At 64.4% G+C, this 19,686-nt stretch carries 16 protein-coding genes; 11 read left to right on the top strand and 5 right to left on the bottom strand.

Annotation, left to right across the window (positions count from 1 at the left end; genetic code table 11):
* Window position 1 precedes the first annotated feature (1 nt).
* From leuD to AC4D2R_RS06770, 5 genes are all read left to right on the top strand, one after another.
* Window positions 2-601 (top strand): 3-isopropylmalate dehydratase small subunit, encoded by a 600-nt coding sequence (leuD, locus tag AC4D2R_RS06790; protein WP_490938719.1) that lies wholly within the window; start codon window positions 2-4, stop codon window positions 599-601.
* Between the two features lie 258 nt (window positions 602-859).
* Window positions 860-2,209, top strand: coding sequence for a UDP-N-acetylglucosamine 1-carboxyvinyltransferase (gene murA, locus AC4D2R_RS06785; protein ID WP_490938717.1), 1,350 nt, complete (start codon window positions 860-862; stop codon window positions 2,207-2,209).
* Between the two features lie 16 nt (window positions 2,210-2,225).
* Complete coding sequence (locus AC4D2R_RS06780) at window positions 2,226-2,984, top strand: lysophospholipid acyltransferase family protein (RefSeq protein ID WP_490938715.1); 759 nt, start codon at window positions 2,226-2,228, stop codon at window positions 2,982-2,984.
* Window positions 2,981-4,033, top strand: coding sequence for an NAD(P)H-dependent glycerol-3-phosphate dehydrogenase (locus AC4D2R_RS06775; protein WP_490938713.1), 1,053 nt, complete (start codon window positions 2,981-2,983; stop codon window positions 4,031-4,033). The genes AC4D2R_RS06780 and AC4D2R_RS06775 overlap by 4 nt, the downstream gene beginning before the upstream one ends.
* Entirely contained in the window at window positions 4,030-5,181 is a 1,152-nt protein-coding gene (locus AC4D2R_RS06770; protein ID WP_490938709.1) for a D-alanine--D-alanine ligase family protein, read from the top strand. Before AC4D2R_RS06775 ends, AC4D2R_RS06770 begins: the two co-directional genes overlap by 4 nt.
* A gap of 122 nt (window positions 5,182-5,303) precedes the next feature.
* On the opposite strand, the gene AC4D2R_RS06765 is transcribed toward AC4D2R_RS06770, so the two are convergent.
* On the bottom strand, window positions 5,304-8,816 hold the full coding sequence (locus AC4D2R_RS06765; RefSeq protein WP_490938707.1) for a bifunctional proline dehydrogenase/L-glutamate gamma-semialdehyde dehydrogenase: 3,513 nt from the start codon (window positions 8,814-8,816) through the stop codon (window positions 5,304-5,306).
* 68 nt (window positions 8,817-8,884) lie between these two features.
* Window positions 8,885-10,321, bottom strand: a complete 1,437-nt coding sequence (locus tag AC4D2R_RS06760) for an amino acid permease (RefSeq protein ID WP_490939072.1) — start codon at window positions 10,319-10,321, stop codon at window positions 8,885-8,887.
* Between the two features lie 208 nt (window positions 10,322-10,529).
* Here AC4D2R_RS06760 and AC4D2R_RS06755 point away from each other — a divergent pair, with 208 nt between their 5' ends.
* Complete coding sequence (locus AC4D2R_RS06755) at window positions 10,530-11,474, top strand: LysR family transcriptional regulator (protein WP_490939070.1); 945 nt, start codon at window positions 10,530-10,532, stop codon at window positions 11,472-11,474.
* 166 nt (window positions 11,475-11,640) lie between these two features.
* Window positions 11,641-13,035 carry a GTP cyclohydrolase II gene (gene ribA, locus AC4D2R_RS06750; protein WP_490938705.1) on the top strand — a complete coding sequence of 465 codons (1,395 nt, stop codon included), beginning with the start codon at window positions 11,641-11,643 and terminating at the stop codon, window positions 13,033-13,035.
* A 166-nt stretch (window positions 13,036-13,201) separates the two neighbouring features.
* Here ribA and AC4D2R_RS06745 read toward each other — a convergent pair whose 3' ends face one another.
* A complete protein-coding gene (locus AC4D2R_RS06745) occupies window positions 13,202-13,426 on the bottom strand; it encodes a DUF3072 domain-containing protein (protein ID WP_490899945.1) in 225 nt (74 codons plus the stop codon).
* A gap of 11 nt (window positions 13,427-13,437) precedes the next feature.
* Complete coding sequence (locus AC4D2R_RS06740; protein WP_490938703.1) at window positions 13,438-14,505, bottom strand: glycosyltransferase family 2 protein; 1,068 nt, start codon at window positions 14,503-14,505, stop codon at window positions 13,438-13,440.
* A gap of 147 nt (window positions 14,506-14,652) precedes the next feature.
* Here AC4D2R_RS06740 and AC4D2R_RS06735 point away from each other — a divergent pair, with 147 nt between their 5' ends.
* From AC4D2R_RS06735 to AC4D2R_RS06720, 4 genes are all read left to right on the top strand, one after another.
* Window positions 14,653-15,495 carry an SDR family oxidoreductase gene (locus AC4D2R_RS06735; RefSeq protein WP_490938701.1) on the top strand — a complete coding sequence of 281 codons (843 nt, stop codon included), beginning with the start codon at window positions 14,653-14,655 and terminating at the stop codon, window positions 15,493-15,495.
* Window positions 15,496-15,696: 201 nt separating this feature from the next.
* A complete protein-coding gene (locus AC4D2R_RS06730) occupies window positions 15,697-16,323 on the top strand; it encodes a DUF6318 family protein (protein WP_490938699.1) in 627 nt (208 codons plus the stop codon).
* 90 nt (window positions 16,324-16,413) lie between these two features.
* Window positions 16,414-17,172 carry a DUF6318 family protein gene (locus AC4D2R_RS06725; RefSeq protein ID WP_490938697.1) on the top strand — a complete coding sequence of 253 codons (759 nt, stop codon included), beginning with the start codon at window positions 16,414-16,416 and terminating at the stop codon, window positions 17,170-17,172.
* A 47-nt stretch (window positions 17,173-17,219) separates the two neighbouring features.
* Complete coding sequence (locus AC4D2R_RS06720) at window positions 17,220-18,152, top strand: PKD domain-containing protein (protein ID WP_490938695.1); 933 nt, start codon at window positions 17,220-17,222, stop codon at window positions 18,150-18,152.
* On the opposite strand, the gene AC4D2R_RS06715 is transcribed toward AC4D2R_RS06720, so the two are convergent.
* Entirely contained in the window at window positions 18,053-19,540 is a 1,488-nt protein-coding gene (locus tag AC4D2R_RS06715; RefSeq protein WP_490938693.1) for an HNH endonuclease signature motif containing protein, read from the bottom strand. The genes AC4D2R_RS06720 and AC4D2R_RS06715 overlap by 100 nt on opposite strands.
* Between the last annotated feature and the right edge of the window lie 146 nt (window positions 19,541-19,686).

The following is a 19,686-nucleotide window of genomic DNA, read 5'->3' as shown; positions in this document are numbered from 1 at the left end:
CATGGAGAAAATCACAACCCACACGGGAATCGGTGTCCCGCTGCGCCAGAGCAACGTCGACACCGACCAGATCATCCCCGCGGTCTACCTCAAACGCATCACCCGGACCGGCTTCGAAGACGCCCTCTTCGCAGCCTGGCGCAAGGATGAGAACTTCATCCTGAACCGCGAGCCCTACGACCGCGGCTCGGTCCTCGTCGCGGGTCCGGACTTCGGCACCGGCTCCTCACGCGAACACGCGGTCTGGGCACTTAAAGACTTCGGATTCCGCGCAGTGCTGTCCTCGCGGTTCGCCGACATCTTCCGCGGCAACTCGGGCAAGCAGGGCCTTGTGGCCGCGCAGGTGGCCCAGGACGACATCGAACTGATCTGGAAGGTTCTCGAGAACGAACCCGGGGCCACGGTCACGGTCGATCTCCAGGCACGCACTGTGCACTGCGGCACTGTCACAGCGCCGTTCCAGATTGACGACTACACGCGGTGGCGGCTGCTGGAGGGGCTCGACGACATCGGGCTCACCCTCCGGCACGAGGAAGACATCACCGCCTTCGAGGCCACAAGACCCGCCTTCAAGCCAAAAACGCTGCCCATCCGCACCTGATGCCGGACGGCGGTGATCCGCCGCCCCGCCCGTCCCGGGCCTTCTCCGGCACTTCCGGACCGCTGGCCATGCCCTCCGGCCGGTCTTGTGTGATGCTCCTTTCATTATGGAATCATCGCCGCCGGCGCGCGGTTCCTACCGTTAGGCAAGGCAATGATGAAATACCCTTGCATTTCAGTCTTGATGAACAAGCTCCTATGCTGGACGAGGGCAATCACGTTTTCCGGGGGCTTATTTGTATGAGGAAATTAGGTATTCATGGGTAGCGTTCTGACCATCCGCGGTGGTGTTCCTCTTAACGGGAAGGTCTCCGTTCGCGGAGCGAAAAACCTCGTGCCGAAGGCCATGGTGGCCTCCCTTCTGGGCAACTCGCCGTCGATCCTGCGCAACGTTCCGGAGATCAAGGACGTCGAGGTCGTCACGAGCCTGCTGCGGCTGCACGGCGTCGAGGTCACCAAGGATCCGGTCACGGGCGACCTCACCATGGATCCGGTCAATGCGAAGATCGCCCAGTCGAAGGATATCGACGCCCACGCCGGTGACTCGCGTATCCCCATCCTCTTCTGCGGGCCCCTGATGCACAGCATCGGCGAGGCATTCATCCCAGACCTCGGCGGCTGCAAGATCGGTGACCGCCCCATCGACTACCACCTCCAGGTGCTGCGCAACTTCGGCGCCGTCGTCGACAAGCGCCCCGGTGGCATCTCCATCTCCGCGCCCAAGGGCCTCCACGGCGCGAAGCTCTCCCTGCCGTACCCCAGCGTCGGGGCAACCGAGCAGGTGCTGCTGACCGCGATCCGGGCCGACGGCATCACCGAGCTCTCCGGTGCAGCCGTCGAGCCGGAAATCATGGACCTCATCGCCGTGCTCCAGAAGATGGGCGCGATCATCACGGTCCAGACCGACCGCGTGATTCGCATCGAAGGAGTCAAGGAACTCACCGGCTACAACCACAAGGCGATCTCCGACCGCAACGAGACCGCTTCGTGGGCCTCGGCGGCGCTTGTCACAAAGGGCGACATCTACGTCGAAGGCGCGCGCCAGCTCGATCTCACGGCGTTCCTCAACACCTACCGGAAAATCGGCGGCGCCTTCGACGTCGACGACGACGGCATCCGTTTCTACCACCCGGGCGGGGCGCTCTCCCCGCTGGTGCTTGAGACCGACGTCCATCCCGGCTTCATGACCGACTGGCAGCAGCCCCTCGTCGTGGCTCTGACCCAGGCATCGGGCGTATCGATCGTCCACGAAACCGTCTACGAGAACCGCTTCGGGTTCACCGAAGCACTGATCCGCATGGGCGCGAACATCCAGGTGCACCGCGAATGCCTCGGCAGCGTCCCGTGCCGGTTCGGCCAGCGGAACTTCCTGCACTCGGCAGTGATTTCCGGGCCGACGCAGCTCCGCGGCGCAGACATCGATATTCCCGACCTGCGCGGCGGCTTCAGCCACCTGATCGCCGCCCTCGCCGCCGACGGCACCTCGCGCGTCACCGGCATCGAGCTGATCAACCGCGGCTACGAGCGCTTCCAGGACAAGCTCGAGGGTCTCGGCGCCGACTTCGACATCACGGAGGAAGCCCCGGTTCTGGCCGCGGGAATCCGCTAAGGGCCGGGGTACCGCCATGGGTGAACCAGGCAGGTCACGGGCGACGTTCGCCGTGCTCGCCGCAATTCTTCGGCCGGTGATGAACCTGCTGATGAACAAGCAGTGGATCGACGAGCACAAGCTGCCCCGGGACACCGGGTTCATCGTCTGCCCCAACCATGTCACCGAGATTGATCCGGTCATCGTCGGGCATTTCCTGTACAACAACAAGGTGATGCCCCACTTCCTCGCGAAGGCGTCGCTGTTCTCCGTCCCCGTCCTTGGTGCCGCGCTGCGCGCCACCCGGCAGATTCCTGTCGAGAGGACGACGGCGGGCGCCAACCGGTCGCTTGATGCGGCGCGGGCGGCGATCGCCGACGGCGGCGGCGTGATCATCTATCCCGAGGGAACGCTGACGCGCGATCCGAACATGTGGCCCATGAAGGGCAGGACCGGAGCAGCACGGCTCGCCCTGCAGACGGGCGCGCCTGTCGTTCCGCTGGTGCACTGGGGCGCACAGGAAGTCTTCCCCCGGTACGCCAAGCGGCTTTACCTCTTCCCGCGGAAAACCTCGCGCGTTATCGTCGGGGATCCGGTGGACCTCAGCGAGTTCGAGGGCGCCCCGATCACAAGGTCGACCCTCGACGCGGCAACCGAGCGCATCCTCGACTCGATCACAGCCCTCGTCGCCCAGCTGCGGGGCGAAGAGCCTCCAGCGGAGCGCTGGGATCCCGCGGTCAAACGTCAGAAGCGCACCGGCAGGAACTTCGAAGTGACCGAAGGGGACGGCGCGTGAGCGTGACAGCTCCGGTTGCCGTCCGTCCGGGCCCGGCCCGGGTTGCCGTCCTCGGCGCCGGAAGCTGGGGAACCACCTTCGCGAAGGTCGTCGCGGATTCCAACCCTGATCTGCCGGTCAGGCTGTGGGCGCGCCGTGAGGAAGTGGCGCTCGAGATTAACGGCCTGCACCGCAACAGCCGCTATCTGGGGGACACGGTGCTCCCGGGGAACATCAGTGCCTCAAGCCACGTCGACGAGGTGCTCGCCGGAGCCGAGCTCGTCATCCTCGCCGTGCCGGCGCAGTCACTCCGCCCGCAGCTTGTGGGTTGGAAAGCGCTGATGCCCGCGAACGCCGTCGTCGTGTCCCTGATGAAGGGACTCGAGGTGGGAACCGACGCGCGCATGAGCGAAGTCATCGGCGCCGAACTCGGGCTGCCGGCGGACCGGGTCGCCGTCGTTTCCGGACCGAACCTTGCGATGGAGATCGCGCGGCAGGAACCGACAGCTTCCGTTGTGGCATGCCAGGACCACGACGTCGCCGCCTGGATCGCAGCGGCCTGCACCGCCTCCTACTTCCGCCCCTACACCACCACCGATGTCGTTGGCGTGGAAATCGGCGGCATTGTCAAGAACGTCATCGCCCTCGCCGTCGGAATCTGCGAGGGCCGCCGCATGGGGGACAACACGAAGGCCTCCGTCATCACCCGTGGCCTCGCCGAGACAACCCGCCTCGCCGTCGCACTCGGGGCGCGGTCCGAGACGCTGGCGGGACTGGCCGGCATGGGAGACCTTATCGCCACCTGCTCCTCGGCTCTGTCGCGCAACCACACGGCGGGTCGCCTTCTTGGGCAGGGACTCACGCTCGAGCAGGTCACAGTGCGCATGAACCAGACGGCGGAGGGCATCAAATCGGCCCAGGCGGTCCTCGATCTCGCCACCCAGCTTGGAGTTGACATGCCCATTACCGATAACGTGGTGTCGGTGCTCCAGGGGAACATCTCCGTTGACGACTTAGGGCCGCGACTGCTGGCCCGTGACCTCAAGCCGGAAGGCGAACATACTCTGTGACCAGCGAATCCAGCATCACCTCCGGGCGAAAGCCCCGCGTCCTGGTGCTCTTCGGCGGCCGTTCGAGCGAACACGCGGTCAGCTGCGTAACAGCCGCCGGCGTCCTCAATGCCATTGACCGCACCAAGTACGACGTCGTGCCCGTGGGCATCGCCAAGAATGGGCAGTGGGCGCTTGTCTCCTCGGACCCGTCCCAGTGGTCGCTGCGCTCCGACACGCAGCCGGAGGTGACGGCCTCGGCCGAGTCCGTCGCCATGTCAAACGTCTCGGTTGACGGGTCCGGAAGCGGTCATGAACTGCGCGTTTCGGCTCCGGATCAGCTTCCGCGCAGCCTCGGCGGAATCGACGTCGTGCTTCCGCTGCTCCACGGTCCGTTCGGCGAGGACGGCACGCTTCAGGGCATGCTGGAAATGGCTGATGTCCGGTACGTTGGCGCGGGCGTCCTTGCCTCGGCAGTAGGAATGGACAAGCACTACATGAAGGTGGTGTTCACCGCCGCTGGGCTCACGGTCGGACCCTACGAGGTGATCACCGACCGCCAGTGGCTGAGGGACAGTGACGACTGCCTGCGGCGGGCGGCCGCCCTGAACTTCCCCGTCTTCGTCAAGCCGGCCCGGGCCGGATCGTCGATGGGGATCACGAGGGTCGAAGGCCCTGCAGGCCTGCGCGGCGCCGTCGAAGCGGCACGCTCGTTCGACCCGAAGGTCATCGTCGAAGCAGGGATCACCGGGCGCGAGATCGAGGTGGCGGTGCTTCAGGGCCGCGGAACCGACGAGCCCCGGACGTCCCTGCCCGGCGAAATCGCGGTACAGCCCGGCGACCACGAGTGGTACGACTTCGAGGCGAAGTACGTCGATGGCGCCGCGGCTGAACTCAGCTGCCCGGCGGATCTACCGCCCGACGTGACGGCGAAGGTCCAGGACCTAGCGGCCCGGGCGTTCGACGCAGTGGGCGCTGAGGGCCTCTCGCGGGTCGACTTCTTCTACACACCGGCGGGCGATCTGATCATCAATGAGATCAACACCATGCCGGGATTCACCCCGATCAGCATGTACCCGCAGATGTGGGCGAAGTCCGGGCTGACGTACACCGACCTGATCGATGAGCTGATCGGCCTCGCCCTCAGCCGCGGCACGGGGCTTCGCTAAGCCGCTCCAGGCTCTCCCTGCGGCGCCCGGGCGGCGTCGCCACCGGCCAGACTCTCCGCCACGCGCAATGAAAAGCGCCCCTCCCCGCAGGGGGAGGGGCGCTTTTTCAGTGACCCGGGCTCCTAGATGAGGCCCACCGAGAGTTCGTTCTTTGTGCCGAAGCGGTGTGCCGTGATGCTGACGGCCTGCTCGTGGAGGAACGGCAGCAGCTCGATGCGGCCCGCCTCGGTCACCGGCTGGGAGTAGACGGCGATGTCGGGGCGTCCGCCGGTTGCTGCGGCAAGCGCCGAGGCGTCCCCTCCGATGAGGCGGATGCGGCCGGCGGAGAACTGATCCGCCTTGGCGAGCCATGCGGCGTCGTCCTCGACCGTCACGGACTCGGCGAACAACCGCACCGCAGTGCCGAGGGCACTGCTCAGCGGCACCGCTGAGGAAACCGTCACGGGGGAACCAGCTGCCGCCGCCGCCGCGAGGACCCGGACAAGCTTGGCGACGGGCTCGCCTTCCGAAAGCCGGACCGTGACGGGAACCGGGCGGTAGCGGAATACGTTGCGCTCGGCGGTGAGGTCGGAGACGTCCTTGGCGGCCCCGAACTCTTCAGCCCAGGCGACGGCGTCGGAGGCGGCGGCGCGCTGGAGCATCGCGAAGTCGTCGCCGTGTAGCTCCGACCCCGCATCGGGTGCCACGGCGGCGAGCAGCGGCTGCGCGGCCGGAACCGGCTCCGCCGAGGCCGTTGATTCCCGTGTTGACCAGTTGCCGAGCCCGACGAGGTAGTTGGGCCCACCGGCCTTGGTTCCCGCACCGACGGCCGACTTCTTCCAACCGCCGAAGGGCTGGCGCTGGACGATTGCCCCGGTGATGCTGCGGTTGATGTAGAGGTTTCCGGCCTGCACAGTGTCGATCCACGTCCCGATCTCGGCGGGATCCAGCGAGTGGAGGCCCGCCGTGAGCCCGTAATCGACGCCGTTCTGCAGCTCGATGGCTTCCTCGAGGGTTTCGGCCGTCATCACTCCCAGGATCGGGCCGAAGAACTCGGTGAGGTGGTAGTGCGAGCCGCGCTTCACGCCGGCGCGTACGCCGGGGCTCCAGAGCCGCCCGGTGTCGTCGAGGCGCTGCGGTTCGATCAGCCAGTTTTCCCCTTCGCCCAGGGAGGTCAGGCCCTCAAGCAGCTTGCCCTCCGCCGGTTCGATGATCGGTCCCATCTGGGTTGTGGGGTCGTCGGGGTAGCCCACCTTCATCGAGCTGACAGCGTCAACGAGCTGGTTGCGGAAACGCTGCGAGTGCCGAACGCTTCCGACAAGGATCACAAGCGAAGCGGCGGAGCACTTCTGGCCGGCATGGCCAAAGGCGGAGTAGGCAACGTCCTTCGCGGCGAGGTCGAAGTCGGCGCTCGGTGTCACGATGATCGCGTTCTTGCCCGAGGTTTCGGCCAGCAGAGGAAGGTCCTGGCGGAAGGACCGGAAGAGCGCTGCCGTCTCGTAACCGCCGGTGAGGATAACGCGGTCCACCCGGGGGTCGGAGATCAGCTGCTTACCGAGCGAACGTTCATCCAGCTGCACGAGGTGAAGCACTTCGCGCGGAACGCCCGCCTCCCACAGCGCTTCGATCATGACCGAGCCGCTGCGCCGGGCCTGGGTGGCCGGCTTGATGATTACCGAGGATCCCGCGGCCAGCGCGGCCAGGGTCGATCCCGCGGGAATGGCGACGGGGAAGTTCCACGGGGGAGTGACAACCGTCAGTTTCGCCGGAGTGTAGACAGCGCCGTCGACGTCGTCGAGCCCGCGGGCGAGTTCGGCGTAGTAGTGGGCGAAGTCGATGGCTTCGGAAATTTCGGGGTCAGACTGGTCGAGGGTCTTGCCCGTCTCGGACGCCATCACCTCCATCAGGTCGGCGCGCCGGGACTCGAGGACGTCTCCGGCACGGTGCAGGATGACGGCCCTTTCGGCTCCGCTCATCGACCCCCAGGCATCCGCCTCGGCGAGGGCCTCGGAGATCACGGCGTCAAGGGCTCCGGACTCGGTGAGGGTGGTGGCCGCGACAGTTGCGATTCCGAGTGTCGAGGTCGGAACGCGCGTAAGCACGGCGCGGCCCCACGCCCGGTTCACCGGCAGCGACGGGTCGGTGTCCGGAGTGTTGTGGAAACCTTCAGCGGGGGAGGCGGGGGCGGATTTGGTGCGGTCCTGGATCCGGTTGGGTCCGGGAATGGAGTCGTCGAGGGCCTCGAGGGAGCGAAGGAAACGTTCTTCCTCGCGGGCGAACAAGGCCTCGTTGGAGGAGAGCTCGAAGACCGCCGACATGAAGTTCTCCTGGCTGGCTCCCTCTTCGAGCCTGCGGATCAGGTAGGCGATGGCGACGTCGAACTCGCGGGGGTGCACAACGGGGGTGTAGAGGAGCAGCGAGCCGACGTCCCTCTTCACTGCCTCGGCCTGTCCCTGGGCCATGCCGAGGAGCATTTCGAATTCGATGCCGTCGCGGACTCCGCGCTCACCGGCAAGCAGCCAGGCGAACGCGAGGTCGAAGAGGTTGTGGCCCGCAACGCCGATGCGCACGTTGCGGATACGCTCGGGGTCAAGCGCGTAGTTGAGGACGCGCTTGTAGTGGGTGTCGGATTCCTGCTTGGAGCCCCAGGTGGCCAGCGGCCAGTCGTGGAGTGACGACTCCACCTGCTCCATGGGCAGGTTTGCGCCCTTCACAACGCGGACCTTGATGCTCGCGCCCCCGTTCGCTCGGCGCTTCGCTGCCCACTCCTGCAGGCGGATCATTGCGGCGAGCGAGTCGGGCAGGTAAGCCTGCAGGACGATGCCGGCCTCGAGGTTGTGGAACTCCGGCCGGTCCAGGATCGCCGTAAACACAGCGATCGTCATGTCGAGGTCCTTGTATTCCTCCATGTCCAGGTTGATGAACTTGGGGCGGGGGGCGTTCGCCGCGCGCTCGTACAGCGGGATGAGCTTCTCGGCGACGTGCTCCACCGCCTCCTCGAAGGCCCAGGGGGAGTGCGGCGACACAGTGGAGGAAACCTTGATCGAGACATAATCGACGTCCGGGCGGGCGAGCAGCTTCATGGTGCCCTCGAGCCGGCGTTCGGCCTCGTGCTCGCCGAGGACCGCCTCGCCGAGCAGATTGACGTTCAGCCGCACGTCGTCCTTGCGGATCTTGCTGATCGAACGCCCAAGCTCCTTATCCGAAGCGTCGATGATGAGGTGTCCCACCATCTCCCGCAGCACACGCCGCGCCACGGGGATTACGACCTGGGGGAGCACCGGAGCGACCGTTGCGCCGAGGCGCACCGCGGAGCGCATGTACCAGGGCAGGAAGGACGGGACCTTCGGGGCGATGGCTGCGAGGTTGCGCGCCGCCACCGAGAGGTCCTCGGGGCGGATCACACCGTCAACGAAGCCGACAGTGAATTCGAGTCCGTGCGGATCCTTGAGGACTCCAGCCAGCTGCTGCGCCGATGCATCAACCGGGATTGTTGCCGCTTCTTCGAGCCAGCGGCGCACGAGCGCCGTTGACTCCGCGGCCAGGTGTTCCGGAATCGCACCTGCACCGGCAACCGCACCGGGGCCCGTGGGGGCTGCGGCGCCTTTTCCGCCGTCGGAGACTACGTCTTCGCGGTCGGACAATGAGCTTGTCATGATTTTCTATCCATTCGACTGTTAATGGTCCCGTCCTGGGTGGACGGTGGGGAGCCGGTGCGCCGGGTTTAGGCGCTCCGGAGGTCTTCAGGGTGCCGGGGGCTGCCCGGGTTCATCAGGGAGTGCTTCCGCCCGTAGAACCAGTAGATCGCAAGGCCGATGACCAGCCAGACGAAGAAGCGCATCCAGGTTTCGAACTCGAGCTGAAGCATGAGGAACCCGGAGGACAGGACGCCGAAGGCGGGTACGAAGGGCATGAACGGAAGCCGGAAGGTCCGGGGAGCATCCGGTGCGTTGCGCCGCAGCACGATGACCGCGATGCAGACCACGACGAACGCGGCGAGGATGCCGATGTTCGTCAAGTCGGCCACCGCACGGATGGGGAAGACGCCGGCAAGCAGAGCCGCGGCCACACCGGCGATCCAGGTGACGCGCTGCGGGGTGCCATGCCGATCGGTTGCCGAGAACCAGCGGGGAAGCAGGCCGTCGCGGCTCATGGAGAACCACACCCGGGTGACACCGAGGAGGAACGTCAGCATGACGGTCAGGATGGAGATGACGGCGAAGGCCGAGATGATTGTGGCGATGACCGGCAGGCCCACGGACTGGAAGGCCGAGGCAAAGCCGGCCGTGGGGCTGATTTCGGTGTAGTTCTGCATACCAGTGAGCACCAGCGTGGCCAGGACGTAGAGGGTCATGGCGATGGCCAGGGAGAGCAGGATGGCCTTGGGCATGTGCTTTTTGCCGTCGGTTGCCTCCTCGGCGGCCGTGCTCATTGCGTCGTAACCAAAGACTGCGAAGAACACGGTGGCAGCGCCGGCGAACACTGCGCCGAAGCCGGAGGGCATGAACGGGGTGTAGTTGTCGGCGTTGACGTAGAAGAAGCCAAGGCCAACGATGCCGAGGATCAGCAGGATTTTCAGCCCCACGGCGATCAGCTCGAACCGGCCGAAGGTCTTGGTGCCTCGGCTGAGGATGAAGGTGATGAGGAGGCACACAACGATGGCCGGGATGTTCACGATGCCGCCGGGAATGGTGTCGGCCGTACCCTGCATCCAGACCGGGACGTTGATGCCGATGCCGGACATGAATTCCGTGAAGTAGCCGGAGATGCCGATGGCGACGACCGCAACGATCGCGATGTATTCAAGGAGCAGGTCCCAGCCAATGAACCAGCCAATGATTTCGCCCAAGGCGACGTAGCCGTAGGTGTACGCGGAACCAGCGCGCGGAATCATCCCTGCGAACTCGGCGTAGGAAAGCGCGGCAGCCGCACTGGCAAGTCCCGCAACGAGGAAGGAGATCAGAACGGCTGGTCCGACCGGTTCGCCGTCGGCGCCGCCGTTGGCAACCAGTCCGGCCAGGGTGAAGATACCGACTCCAATAATGCCGCCGACACCGATGGCGGTCAGTTGCCACAGGCCGAGGCTCTTGAACAGCCCGCTGCCCTTGTGCTCGTCCTCCACCTCTTCGATGGGTTTCCGGCGGAGAACTGACGTTGACATTCCGCCCGCGGAGGGCAGCCCTTGGTTCGATGAATTCGTCATAACAGTCCATCCGGGAGAAGGAAAGGGTAATTTGGCGGCATTGCTCCCCTGGGGACAGCGGTCACGCCACTTTGCGATCTGATCAATTATGGAGCGCAACTCCCATAAGGGAAAGTGAGCTTTTACGAATGGTACTGTTCAGATTAGTTAATGAATCGAGGTGGCAATGCTTGACGTGCGAAGGCTGCGGCTGCTCCGGGAGCTCAAGCTGAGGGGAACCCTTGGCGAGGTGGCGGCTGCCCTGCGGTACAGCCCATCCTCGGTGTCCCAGCAGCTTGCCCTCCTTGAGAAGGAAGCAGGGGTGGAGCTGCTGCGGAAGACCGGCAGGCGGGTGACCCTGACGCCGCAGGCCGAGGTGCTGGTGGCGCACACCGCGGAACTGCTCGAAATCCTCGAGCGTGCGGAGGCGGATCTCGCGGCGTCGTTGACAACTGTTGCCGGAACGGTGCGCGTCGCAGTGTTCCAGTCGGCCGCCCTGGCGCTCATGCCCGATGCGCTGACCATCATGGCCGCGGAGTATCCCGAGGTTCGTGTCGAAATGGTGCAGCGAGAGCCGGAGACCGCGTTGTATGAGACCTTCGCGAGGGACTTCGACCTTGTGATTGCCGAGCAGTATCCCGGCCATGCGGCGCCCCGGCACCCCGAGCTGGACCAGGTGCCGCTGACCTCGGACGCCATCCGGCTCGCGGTTCCGCCCGGGTCGCTGAACCCGGCGGGCATCCGTTCTGTCTCTGACGCAGCGGATGCGGCATGGGTCATGGAACCGCGTGGGGCGGCTTCCCGGCACTGGGCCGAGCAGGCCTGCCGCCGCGCCGGGTTCGAGCCCGATGTGCGATACGAGACCGCTGACCTCCAGGCGCAGATCCGGTTGATCGAATCAGGGAATGCGGTCGCCCTGATGCCCGACCTCGTGTGGACCGGGCGTCGGACGACAGTTGAACTTATTGCCCTCCCCGACGATCCCCGCCGCTCGGTCTTCACATCTGCGCGTCGTGCAGGGGCCGGGCGGCCGGCGCTGGTCGCCTGCCGGGAAGTCCTGCAACGCTCGGCAGCGCTCGTTCGAGTGGCAAGCGATGCGGACGGCGGGACGCCACTGCCGGATGAGCCCTGAGGCGCTCCCGCTCCGGCCGATGCGCTCGGCCGACAACAGGGTCTGACATTGAATAAGACGCCCGCATGCAATAAACCGGCGGTCGTCCGCGTTGTTCCAAAGGGCATTCACTTCGCCGGATGACGGCGGTTGGTTGTCTTGAATACTCCGCCAATAAGGTTGATGAATGCCTACTCAGATGAAAGCGGCGTCCGTACCCGCCACGGTGGAACGGGTCGCCGAAACCCTCCTGCCGACCAAGTACGGCACTTTCCGCATGGTTGGCTACCGCGACGCCGAGAACGTCGAGCACGTTGCCCTGAGCCGCGGAATCGGTGACGACATTTCAGGGACGGCACACCGCCGCCGTCCGGCGGCGCCGCCGCTTGTGCGGGTCCATTCGGAGTGCCTCACCGGCGACGCGTTCGGCTCTTACCGGTGTGACTGCGGTGAGCAGCTTGACGCAGCCCTCCATGCGATCAGCGACGAAGGCCACGGCGTTCTCGTGTATGTACGTGGGCACGAGGGCCGAGGAATCGGGCTGCTGGCCAAGCTGAAGGCCTACGCCCTGCAGGACGAAGGGGTCGACACCGTTGATGCCAACACCTCCCTCGGCCTCCCCGTCGACTCGCGAAACTATCTCCAGGCAGCCGAGATTCTTCAAGATCTTGGCGTGGGACGCATTCGCCTGCTCTCCTCCAACCCCGCGAAGCAGGAGGCCCTGCAGGACCTCGGGATCGACGTCGTCGAGAGGCGTGGACTCCCCGTGCCGGAACGGGCCGAAAATGCTTCCTACCTCGCGACCAAGCGCGCCCGTATGCGCCACGACTCCTCGCCGTCGACCGATGTATGGAGGGAACTTCTCGCCGGCTCCGTTCCGACCGCCCCCGCGACTGCGGAATCCGAAGAGCTCATTCACCGGTATGGTTTCATTGCCGCCGCGCAAACACCCCTTGCTCTCGGCCAGCTCCGGCAGAGCCTCGACGGTTTCATCGCCTCACGCACAGGCGACGGCGATGTCGCGGCATCCCGTGAGGACCGGGAGCACCTGCACCGACTACGCGCGCTCGTCGAAGCCGTCATCGTCGGTGCGGATACCGTCATTGCAGACAATCCCGCTCTGACAGTTCGCGAGGTGCCGGGGGAAAATCCGGTGCGGGTGGTTCTCGACACCGCGGCGCGGGTGCCCGCCGATGCGCGCGTGCTCACCGACGGAGCCGCCCCAACCCTGTGGCTCGTCGGAGTCGACACTCGGGTGCCGGAAGTGCTCGCCGCGCACGTTTCCGTTGTCCGGCTCCGTGAGGAGCAGTTCGCACCGCATGAACTCCTAAAGCTTCTGGCCCAGCGGGGACTGCGCACGGTGCTGGTCGAGGGCGGCGGACGTACCGTCTCGCGTTTTGTTGGCGACGGCGCGCTGGACCGCCTCTACCTGACGACCGCTCCGGTTCTGGTGGGCGACGGGCTGCCCGGCATCCGGTTCGCTGGCGCAGACGCCCTCGCCGAAGCGCGCACGGCACCGGTGCGGCGCTTCGTGTTTGGACAGGACATCTGCACCGAGTTCAACTTCGCAGCTACGCGCTAAGTAACTGCTGCAGCACGGCTCGCAGGCGCGGATTGTCGTTCCCGGGCCGGACGTCTGCGCCGAGTCCAACGCAGCTCCGCGCTAGTTATTTGCCGTGCAGCCGCTCAGCTCGCGCATACCCTGCGGCGCGGGGAGCGGGTCCCGGCACCACTGGGCATACCCGTGCCTAGTCGGAAACCCGTTTGCTCTTCTTCTGCAAGCGGTCGATGTGCTGGGAGGCCTCCGCCTTCGTTATGTCCGCGGGTATCTCCTCGCCCGCCTCGCGGGCGAGGGTATCGAGGTAGCTGCGTTGAGCGTCGGTCATCGGTTCATCCCCGGTGACCCAATCGGCAGGGTCGCGTTCGGGGTTGCCGCTCGGTTCGGGTGTTGCGCTTCCCAGGGTGTCTGCCATTGAGCTTCCCATCACTTGGACTCCGAATATTCTCTCAGTCTACTTACTTTCTCCCGCCGCGGGCCGCTCTTTGGGGGCGGGCCAGAGGACACATCCGGTGCTGACGAACTGCGGCCGACGGCGCCGGATTGCTGGTGGGCACGGCGAAGCCACCGGTTGGAGTGCGCCGCCAGCTTCATTCGCTGTCCGGCGTAGGGGACGCCACCGCGCAGCCTGTAGAGGATGGCCACCCAAATGCAGATACTTCTCTCAAGTACCCACGAGGGTGCCCACAGGGCTGACATCGGGCCGAAGATCGCCTGACCGCCGTGTCTGCGCCGTCCAACCTCCGCGAGCGCCACGACCGCAAGCAGCGCTGTCAACAGGCGCCGCGGCCGCCTGGCACAGAAGACGCCAAGGGGCAGGAGCGCGAGTTCGACGCCGAGCCTTCCCGGTTGGGCAAAACTGTCGTACGCCTGCCGCACGCGTTGGCCGAGGAAGTGGCGGGCCGTTGGAGGACGCCGAACAACGAAGACGTCGTCGGCCTTCCTCTGACGACCTCCGCGGGCGCGCAGGGTCCGAATAAGCTCGAGGTTCTCGAAAAGCGCGTCAGCACTGTAGGCGTTCGCTGGGTCGAGAAGCGATCTCCGTACGGCCAGTGTGCCCGGGTAATCGGAGGCCAGGGCGCGGTTGAGGAGGGTTCGCGCAGTGTCCCACCGCGCGTGCCATGGCATGGGACTGAAGTAGTTCTGCGGCCGCACCAGGTCCGCAGCGTCGAGGAGACGTACTACCTGCTCGAGTTCGGCAGCACGGTAACGGACGTCGTCGTCGGCTATGACGAGACGGTCGTGTCGGGCAATCCGGATGCCGGTCACCACGCCCATCACTTTGCCGTTGCCATATCCGGAGATTTCGGGCCGCACGTGGCGCACTCGAGGCGGGAGCCCGTCTGCGTGGCGCTGGAAAAGGACTGCGGGGGAGCCGTCCACAACCGTGATATCGGCCCATTGGGGGAGCTGGGCAAGGTAATCGGCCAGTTCCTCAAGTGGGCCGTCGTCGTTCCACTTCAAGGGGAGGATGTATTCCGCTGCCAGTCCCATCGAGAACCTGGATCCTTCCGTAAGTTATCGGCGAAGTCGATCGTGGGCATCAACTAGTAAGTCTGCTTTGTATTACACAGCTAAGTGTGCCTACTGTGATTGCGCAAGTAGAAGCACAATCTGCCCGTATGGATTCGAGGAGGAAATATGACTCAGCCCGCTCAGCAACAGACACCGCCCGGCAGCACTGAAGCGATGGATCCACGGCCCGACCACGGTGAGCAGAGCTACAAGGGATCGGGCCGGCTCCTCGGAAAGGCCGCGGTGATCACCGGTGGCGACAGCGGCATCGGAAAGGCGGTCGCGATTGCGTACGCCCGTGAAGGCGCGGACGTGCTCATCAGTTACCTCAGTTCAGAGGAGGAGGACGCCCAGGATACCGCGCGTTTGGTGGAAGCAGCCGGACGGAAAGCCGTCCTCTTTCCCGGTGATCTCGCCGACCCTGCCTACTGCAGGTCGATCATTTCCAAAGCGGTCGAGGAATTCGGGCAGGTGGATGTGCTGGTGAGCAATGCAGCCTTCCAGATGAGTCACGAGACGCTCGAGGAAATTTCCGATGAAGAGTGGGACCGGACGATCGCAATCAACCTCAGCGCATTCTTCCACCTCACTAAGGCTGCTCTTCCCCACATGAAGCCCGGTGCATCGATCATCGGGTCAAGCTCGGTCAATTCCGACAATCCGGTGCCCCAGCTTCTGCCCTACTCGGCGACCAAGGCCGGCATTGCTAATATGACCGCGGCTATGGCGCAGCTCCTGGCCGAGCGGGGCATCCGCGCCAACAGTGTTGCGCCGGGTCCCATTTGGACTCCGCTGATTCCAGCAACAATGCCCGAGGAAGAAGTGAAGAACTTCGGACAGCAGGTTCCCATGAAGCGAGCTGGACAACCTGCGGAGCTCGCCCCGATTTACGTTCTTCTGGCTTCCGACGAAGCAAGTTACGTCTCCGGAGCGCGGATTGCCGTGACGGGTGGTCAGCCGATTCTCTGAGTAAGCAACACACTCACGCGGTAGTCCGCAACGTTTTTCGACGTTTGAAGCGAACTACCCATTCTTCGCTGCCGCACTACTTGGTTTCTCCCGGATGGCCGGGTTGTGGTGACAGAACGTTCCCTAGAGCGTCTAGCCTGTTTACGACAATCACCCTGCGGCGCGTACTCGGCAAGCGCCCACTCGATCTGGGAGAGCTCTGTGCTCCGACTCCATTCCGAGCAGCGCCTTCGTCTGCGAATTCTGGCTTTTTCATCGATCGGATGCCTGCTCCTGAGCGGCTGTGATGGGTTAGGGCCGGGAGCCGGAGCCGAAGGTGCTGCAACGGCGTCGGCTTCGGCCCGATCAACGGAGCCTGCTTCAGCCTCTGCCAGCGGGCCAGCGGTGAATTTGCCGGTGCCGAAAAAGCCAGCGCTCGCGGATCAGAACTCGAAAGAGGGCCTTCAGGCGTTTGCCCAGCACTGGTTCGAACTTTTCAGTTATGGATATGCCACGAACGATTGGACGGCGTTTGGTGCAGTGACCGACAAGGGGTGCGACACCTGTCAAAACGTCACCGCGGAAGTGCAAAAGCACTACGATACCGGCGGTTGGATCCAAGGCGGCGAAATCACAATCAGTGATTTTTCAACGAAGTTTCAGCCTAACCAGAATGGATCGATCAACTCATTTGTTGAAGTCCAGCAAAGCGAACTGATCTACCGCGACCAGTCCGGTAGGGAAGCGGGCCGGTCTCCGGCGCTGAAACCCAGTGTCAATGTCATTGTCGCTCAGCATGATGGCAACGGATGGAGAATGCTCGACTTCGGAACGCCCGAGGGCGGTTAGGTCCCGCGACGTTTCGCACGCACAGGGACCCACTCTGCGTTCAGGGCGCAGCACTACTCGAATTCCGAATGAAGCTGTGGATAACGCACCATGGCCAGTAATCCAGGTTTAGGCTCGGAAGCACGACCAGCGCTCTTGCCACTCTTCAAGGCTGGAGGATCACACGTGCTCCCATCCTCGCCAGTAGTGCGTCGCTTCAGGTTGCGGTCACTGTGTGTCATCGCGGCTGGCTCGCTTCTCCTGACTGGATGCCAAGCCTCAGGGGCTGAGCCGCAACCATCAACAACGACGGCGAACGGCCAACCGAGCACAACGGCGCCCACATCTACCTCCCCGAGTCCTACTGCGGAATCCAAGCCGTCGCCTACACCAGCATCCTCCAAAGCATCCTCCAACGGTCCTGCGGCTCACCTCCCCGTGCCAGTCAAGCCGGCCCTTGCCGACGAAAACACGAAGGAAGGCCTCGAAGCCTTCACCCGGTACTGGTTCGAGCTCTTCAACTATGGCTATGCCACAAACGACTGGGAGGCCTTCGAGTCGGTCACGGACCCTGGGTGCCGGACGTGCCAAAGCATTCTGCGCTCAGTGCGTGAAGTGTACGCAGACGGAAGATGGCTCAAGGGAGCGGAGTTTGAAGTGGTTTCTTTCTCATCCGCTTTCGAGGAGAACACCGCAGGGTCAATTCACTCATTCGTCGAGACCAAACAGGCCGGGGTCACTTACTTTAATCCAGACGGGAGCGAGTTCGATTCGGATCAGGGCTCACCCCCATCCATAGACGCGGTGATCGCGCTGTACGAGGACGGAGCTTGGTTGATGCTGGACTTCGGGCGCCCCGAGGGCACGTGATGTACTTAGTACAGGTCTCGGCCCGTCCCGCCCTTCATACTGCGGTCATGCTGGCTGTCAGCTTTATGGGTCTGCCATCCGCACCCGAACTTGAGCAAGAATACGATGTCCTGTCTCGTGATAATTCCTTCGAAGCTACCGCCCTGACGAAAACTGGTTCCGGGTCCGTGGGTGGAAGTGGAGACAGCCGTTCTGTACTTGGCAGCGACCCCGCTGAGCCCGCCGCTCTACCCGTCAGCGCTGGCATTGAATACAGCTACGAGCGGGTGTGCACGAGCAGGGTGGGGGATGCGCTGGATCCGGCGCACTGCGAACGAGTGAACGAGCAGTGTGATGCCAACGAAGACGGAGTGCTGGTCGAATGGATTGAGGTCAACCGTAACAACGATCCGCCCAGTGAACGGAGAACCGGCCGCCACTCATGCATTTACCCAGGTGAGACTCCCGTTCCTCCCACGGAGGGGGAACCTGCGGAGGAACCCATCGTCATCACGATTACCGAGTTCGAAAGCCAACCAATCACGGCTGCCCGGGTGATCTCCCAGCCCCAAAATTTCGGCCTCAAGAATGCCCACTCGAACCTCTACGCCGAAGCGGAGGACCAGGAATTCACATTTGAGTTCCGCAATGCCCTGATCACCCTGCGCGCCTGGCCAGTGGCGTATGAATGGAACTATGGCGACGGCACCAGTGCAACGACCACCGTTCCCGGCGCGGCGGTGAATGGTGACGCCTTCAACACCGAAACTCCCACGAGCCATGTCTATAGCACCACCGGTGACTACAACGTCACCCTCACCACCTATTTCGCCGGCGATTACTCGGTCGATGGCGGGCCATTCCAACCGGTCTCAGGTCAAGCCAGCGTCACCTCAACGCCTCATCTGATGAGCATTTGGAGAACTGAGGGCCACAACGTTGCGGAAAATTGCATAGACAACCCAGCGGGAATCGGCTGCCAAGGCCCGACCGACGGGTGACGGTGTCTCCTTGCTGGCAACCACACCCGGTTGACCGACAACAGGGTTTGTAATGACCGGTTCAGGCAACGTCCCCTTCGGAAGGCAGCGTTACGCCGGGACCGGTTCAGGCAGCGTCGTGTAGCTCTTTCCCGCCAGGGAGGTGGCCTGATGACGCCGGGCTCGGGCTGCGCATAGTGCCATAGCCCCTCACTCTTGAGCATGTGATGGCGACGACAGAGGTTGGAAAGGTTGTTGTGGGCCGTTGTTCCGGCGCGGGACCAGGGGACCGTATGGTCAAGCTCCGTTGAGGCCGCCGACCGGTTGCAGCCGGGATGCCTGCACGTCCGGTCCCTGACCCGAAGCCACTTCTTCAGGTCTGCGGGAACAGCGTAGCTGTTTCGGCCCACGCTCAGCACGGCTCCCGTTTCTGGATGCGTGAGCAGCCGGGTGAATGACGGGGCATGCGCGGCAAGCATTTGGGCAATGTCTGCGGAGATTGGGCCGTACCCTTCGAGATCAGCCGGCGCATCATCAACGCCGAGGAGGGTGAGAACCGGCACTGTAACGTTCACGTGCGCCTGGACCCCATGTAGGGCTGCGGACCGGCTGTTCCCGCCAGCGTCGCAGCTGTGGGTCAGCAGGTCAGTGAAAACGTCGGCCCGAAGCTGGGCCAGGTTCCGGGACTCCTCCGGACATTGCAACCCTCGGGCCATCGCAGTGAGTCGATCGTTCACCGCAACTGCGCGTTCTGCCGATAGGTACACGTGTAGCCACGCCATGCCGTCGTGGTCGGGGCTCAATTCCACGCGCCTGTTTCGGAATGCGTTCCGTGTGCGCTCGGCGAGGCTTTCGGGGTGGACGATCGAACGCAGCCTGCGCGCCCGATAGGCGAGTTTCGGGACAGTTGTGTCTTCGGCAATCGGCACGAGTTGTTCCTGAAAGGCAACCGCTGCCGCGTTGGGAATGCCCGAAGACTCCTCCACCACCGTCACGGCATGCCGCCACGTGATGCGTCCGCTTTCGAGAGCAGTCATTGTTGCGTCGTAGCGCTGTGTGAGGAGATTGGAGTGCTGAACCAGCAGGTGGGCGGTCCGCTCAGGAACACGCATCGCACAGGCGATTTCGGCAGCTGCGAGCGTGTCTCCGAGGGATCCGGGCCGCAGGCCGCGCGCTGAAAGCCGCTCGCCGGCCAGCACGCGGATGCGTTCGGTCAGCCGCGCCGTTTGCGCATCTGCCCAGCTCTTGAGTCGCTGCAGCGCCTGCAGTGCAGCGACCGCCCCGTCGAGATCGAGCCCCTCCGGCGACAATCCGTCATCGCGCCGCTCCGCACCGACAACACCGGCCACCAAGGCCTCCCACGCGGCTAAGGTGTCGGTGGCGGCAGGGTCAGCGGATGCTGTTTGCATACCTCTAATGTGTCATCCGCCACTGACAATTTAGGCCGGTAGATCCCGAAATTACCGCGGTCTAGATGCTCGCATCCGATTCGAATGAGAGCCCGGCATCCAAGCCCGACGTTCTCGGCAATTCAGGTACCAGGGCAGTGCCACCC

It is taken from the genome of Arthrobacter sp. TJ-217 (assembly GCF_058269255.1).
The sequence above is the reverse complement of the archived record's forward strand: the minus strand, read 5'-3'. Positions and strand labels throughout refer to the sequence as shown.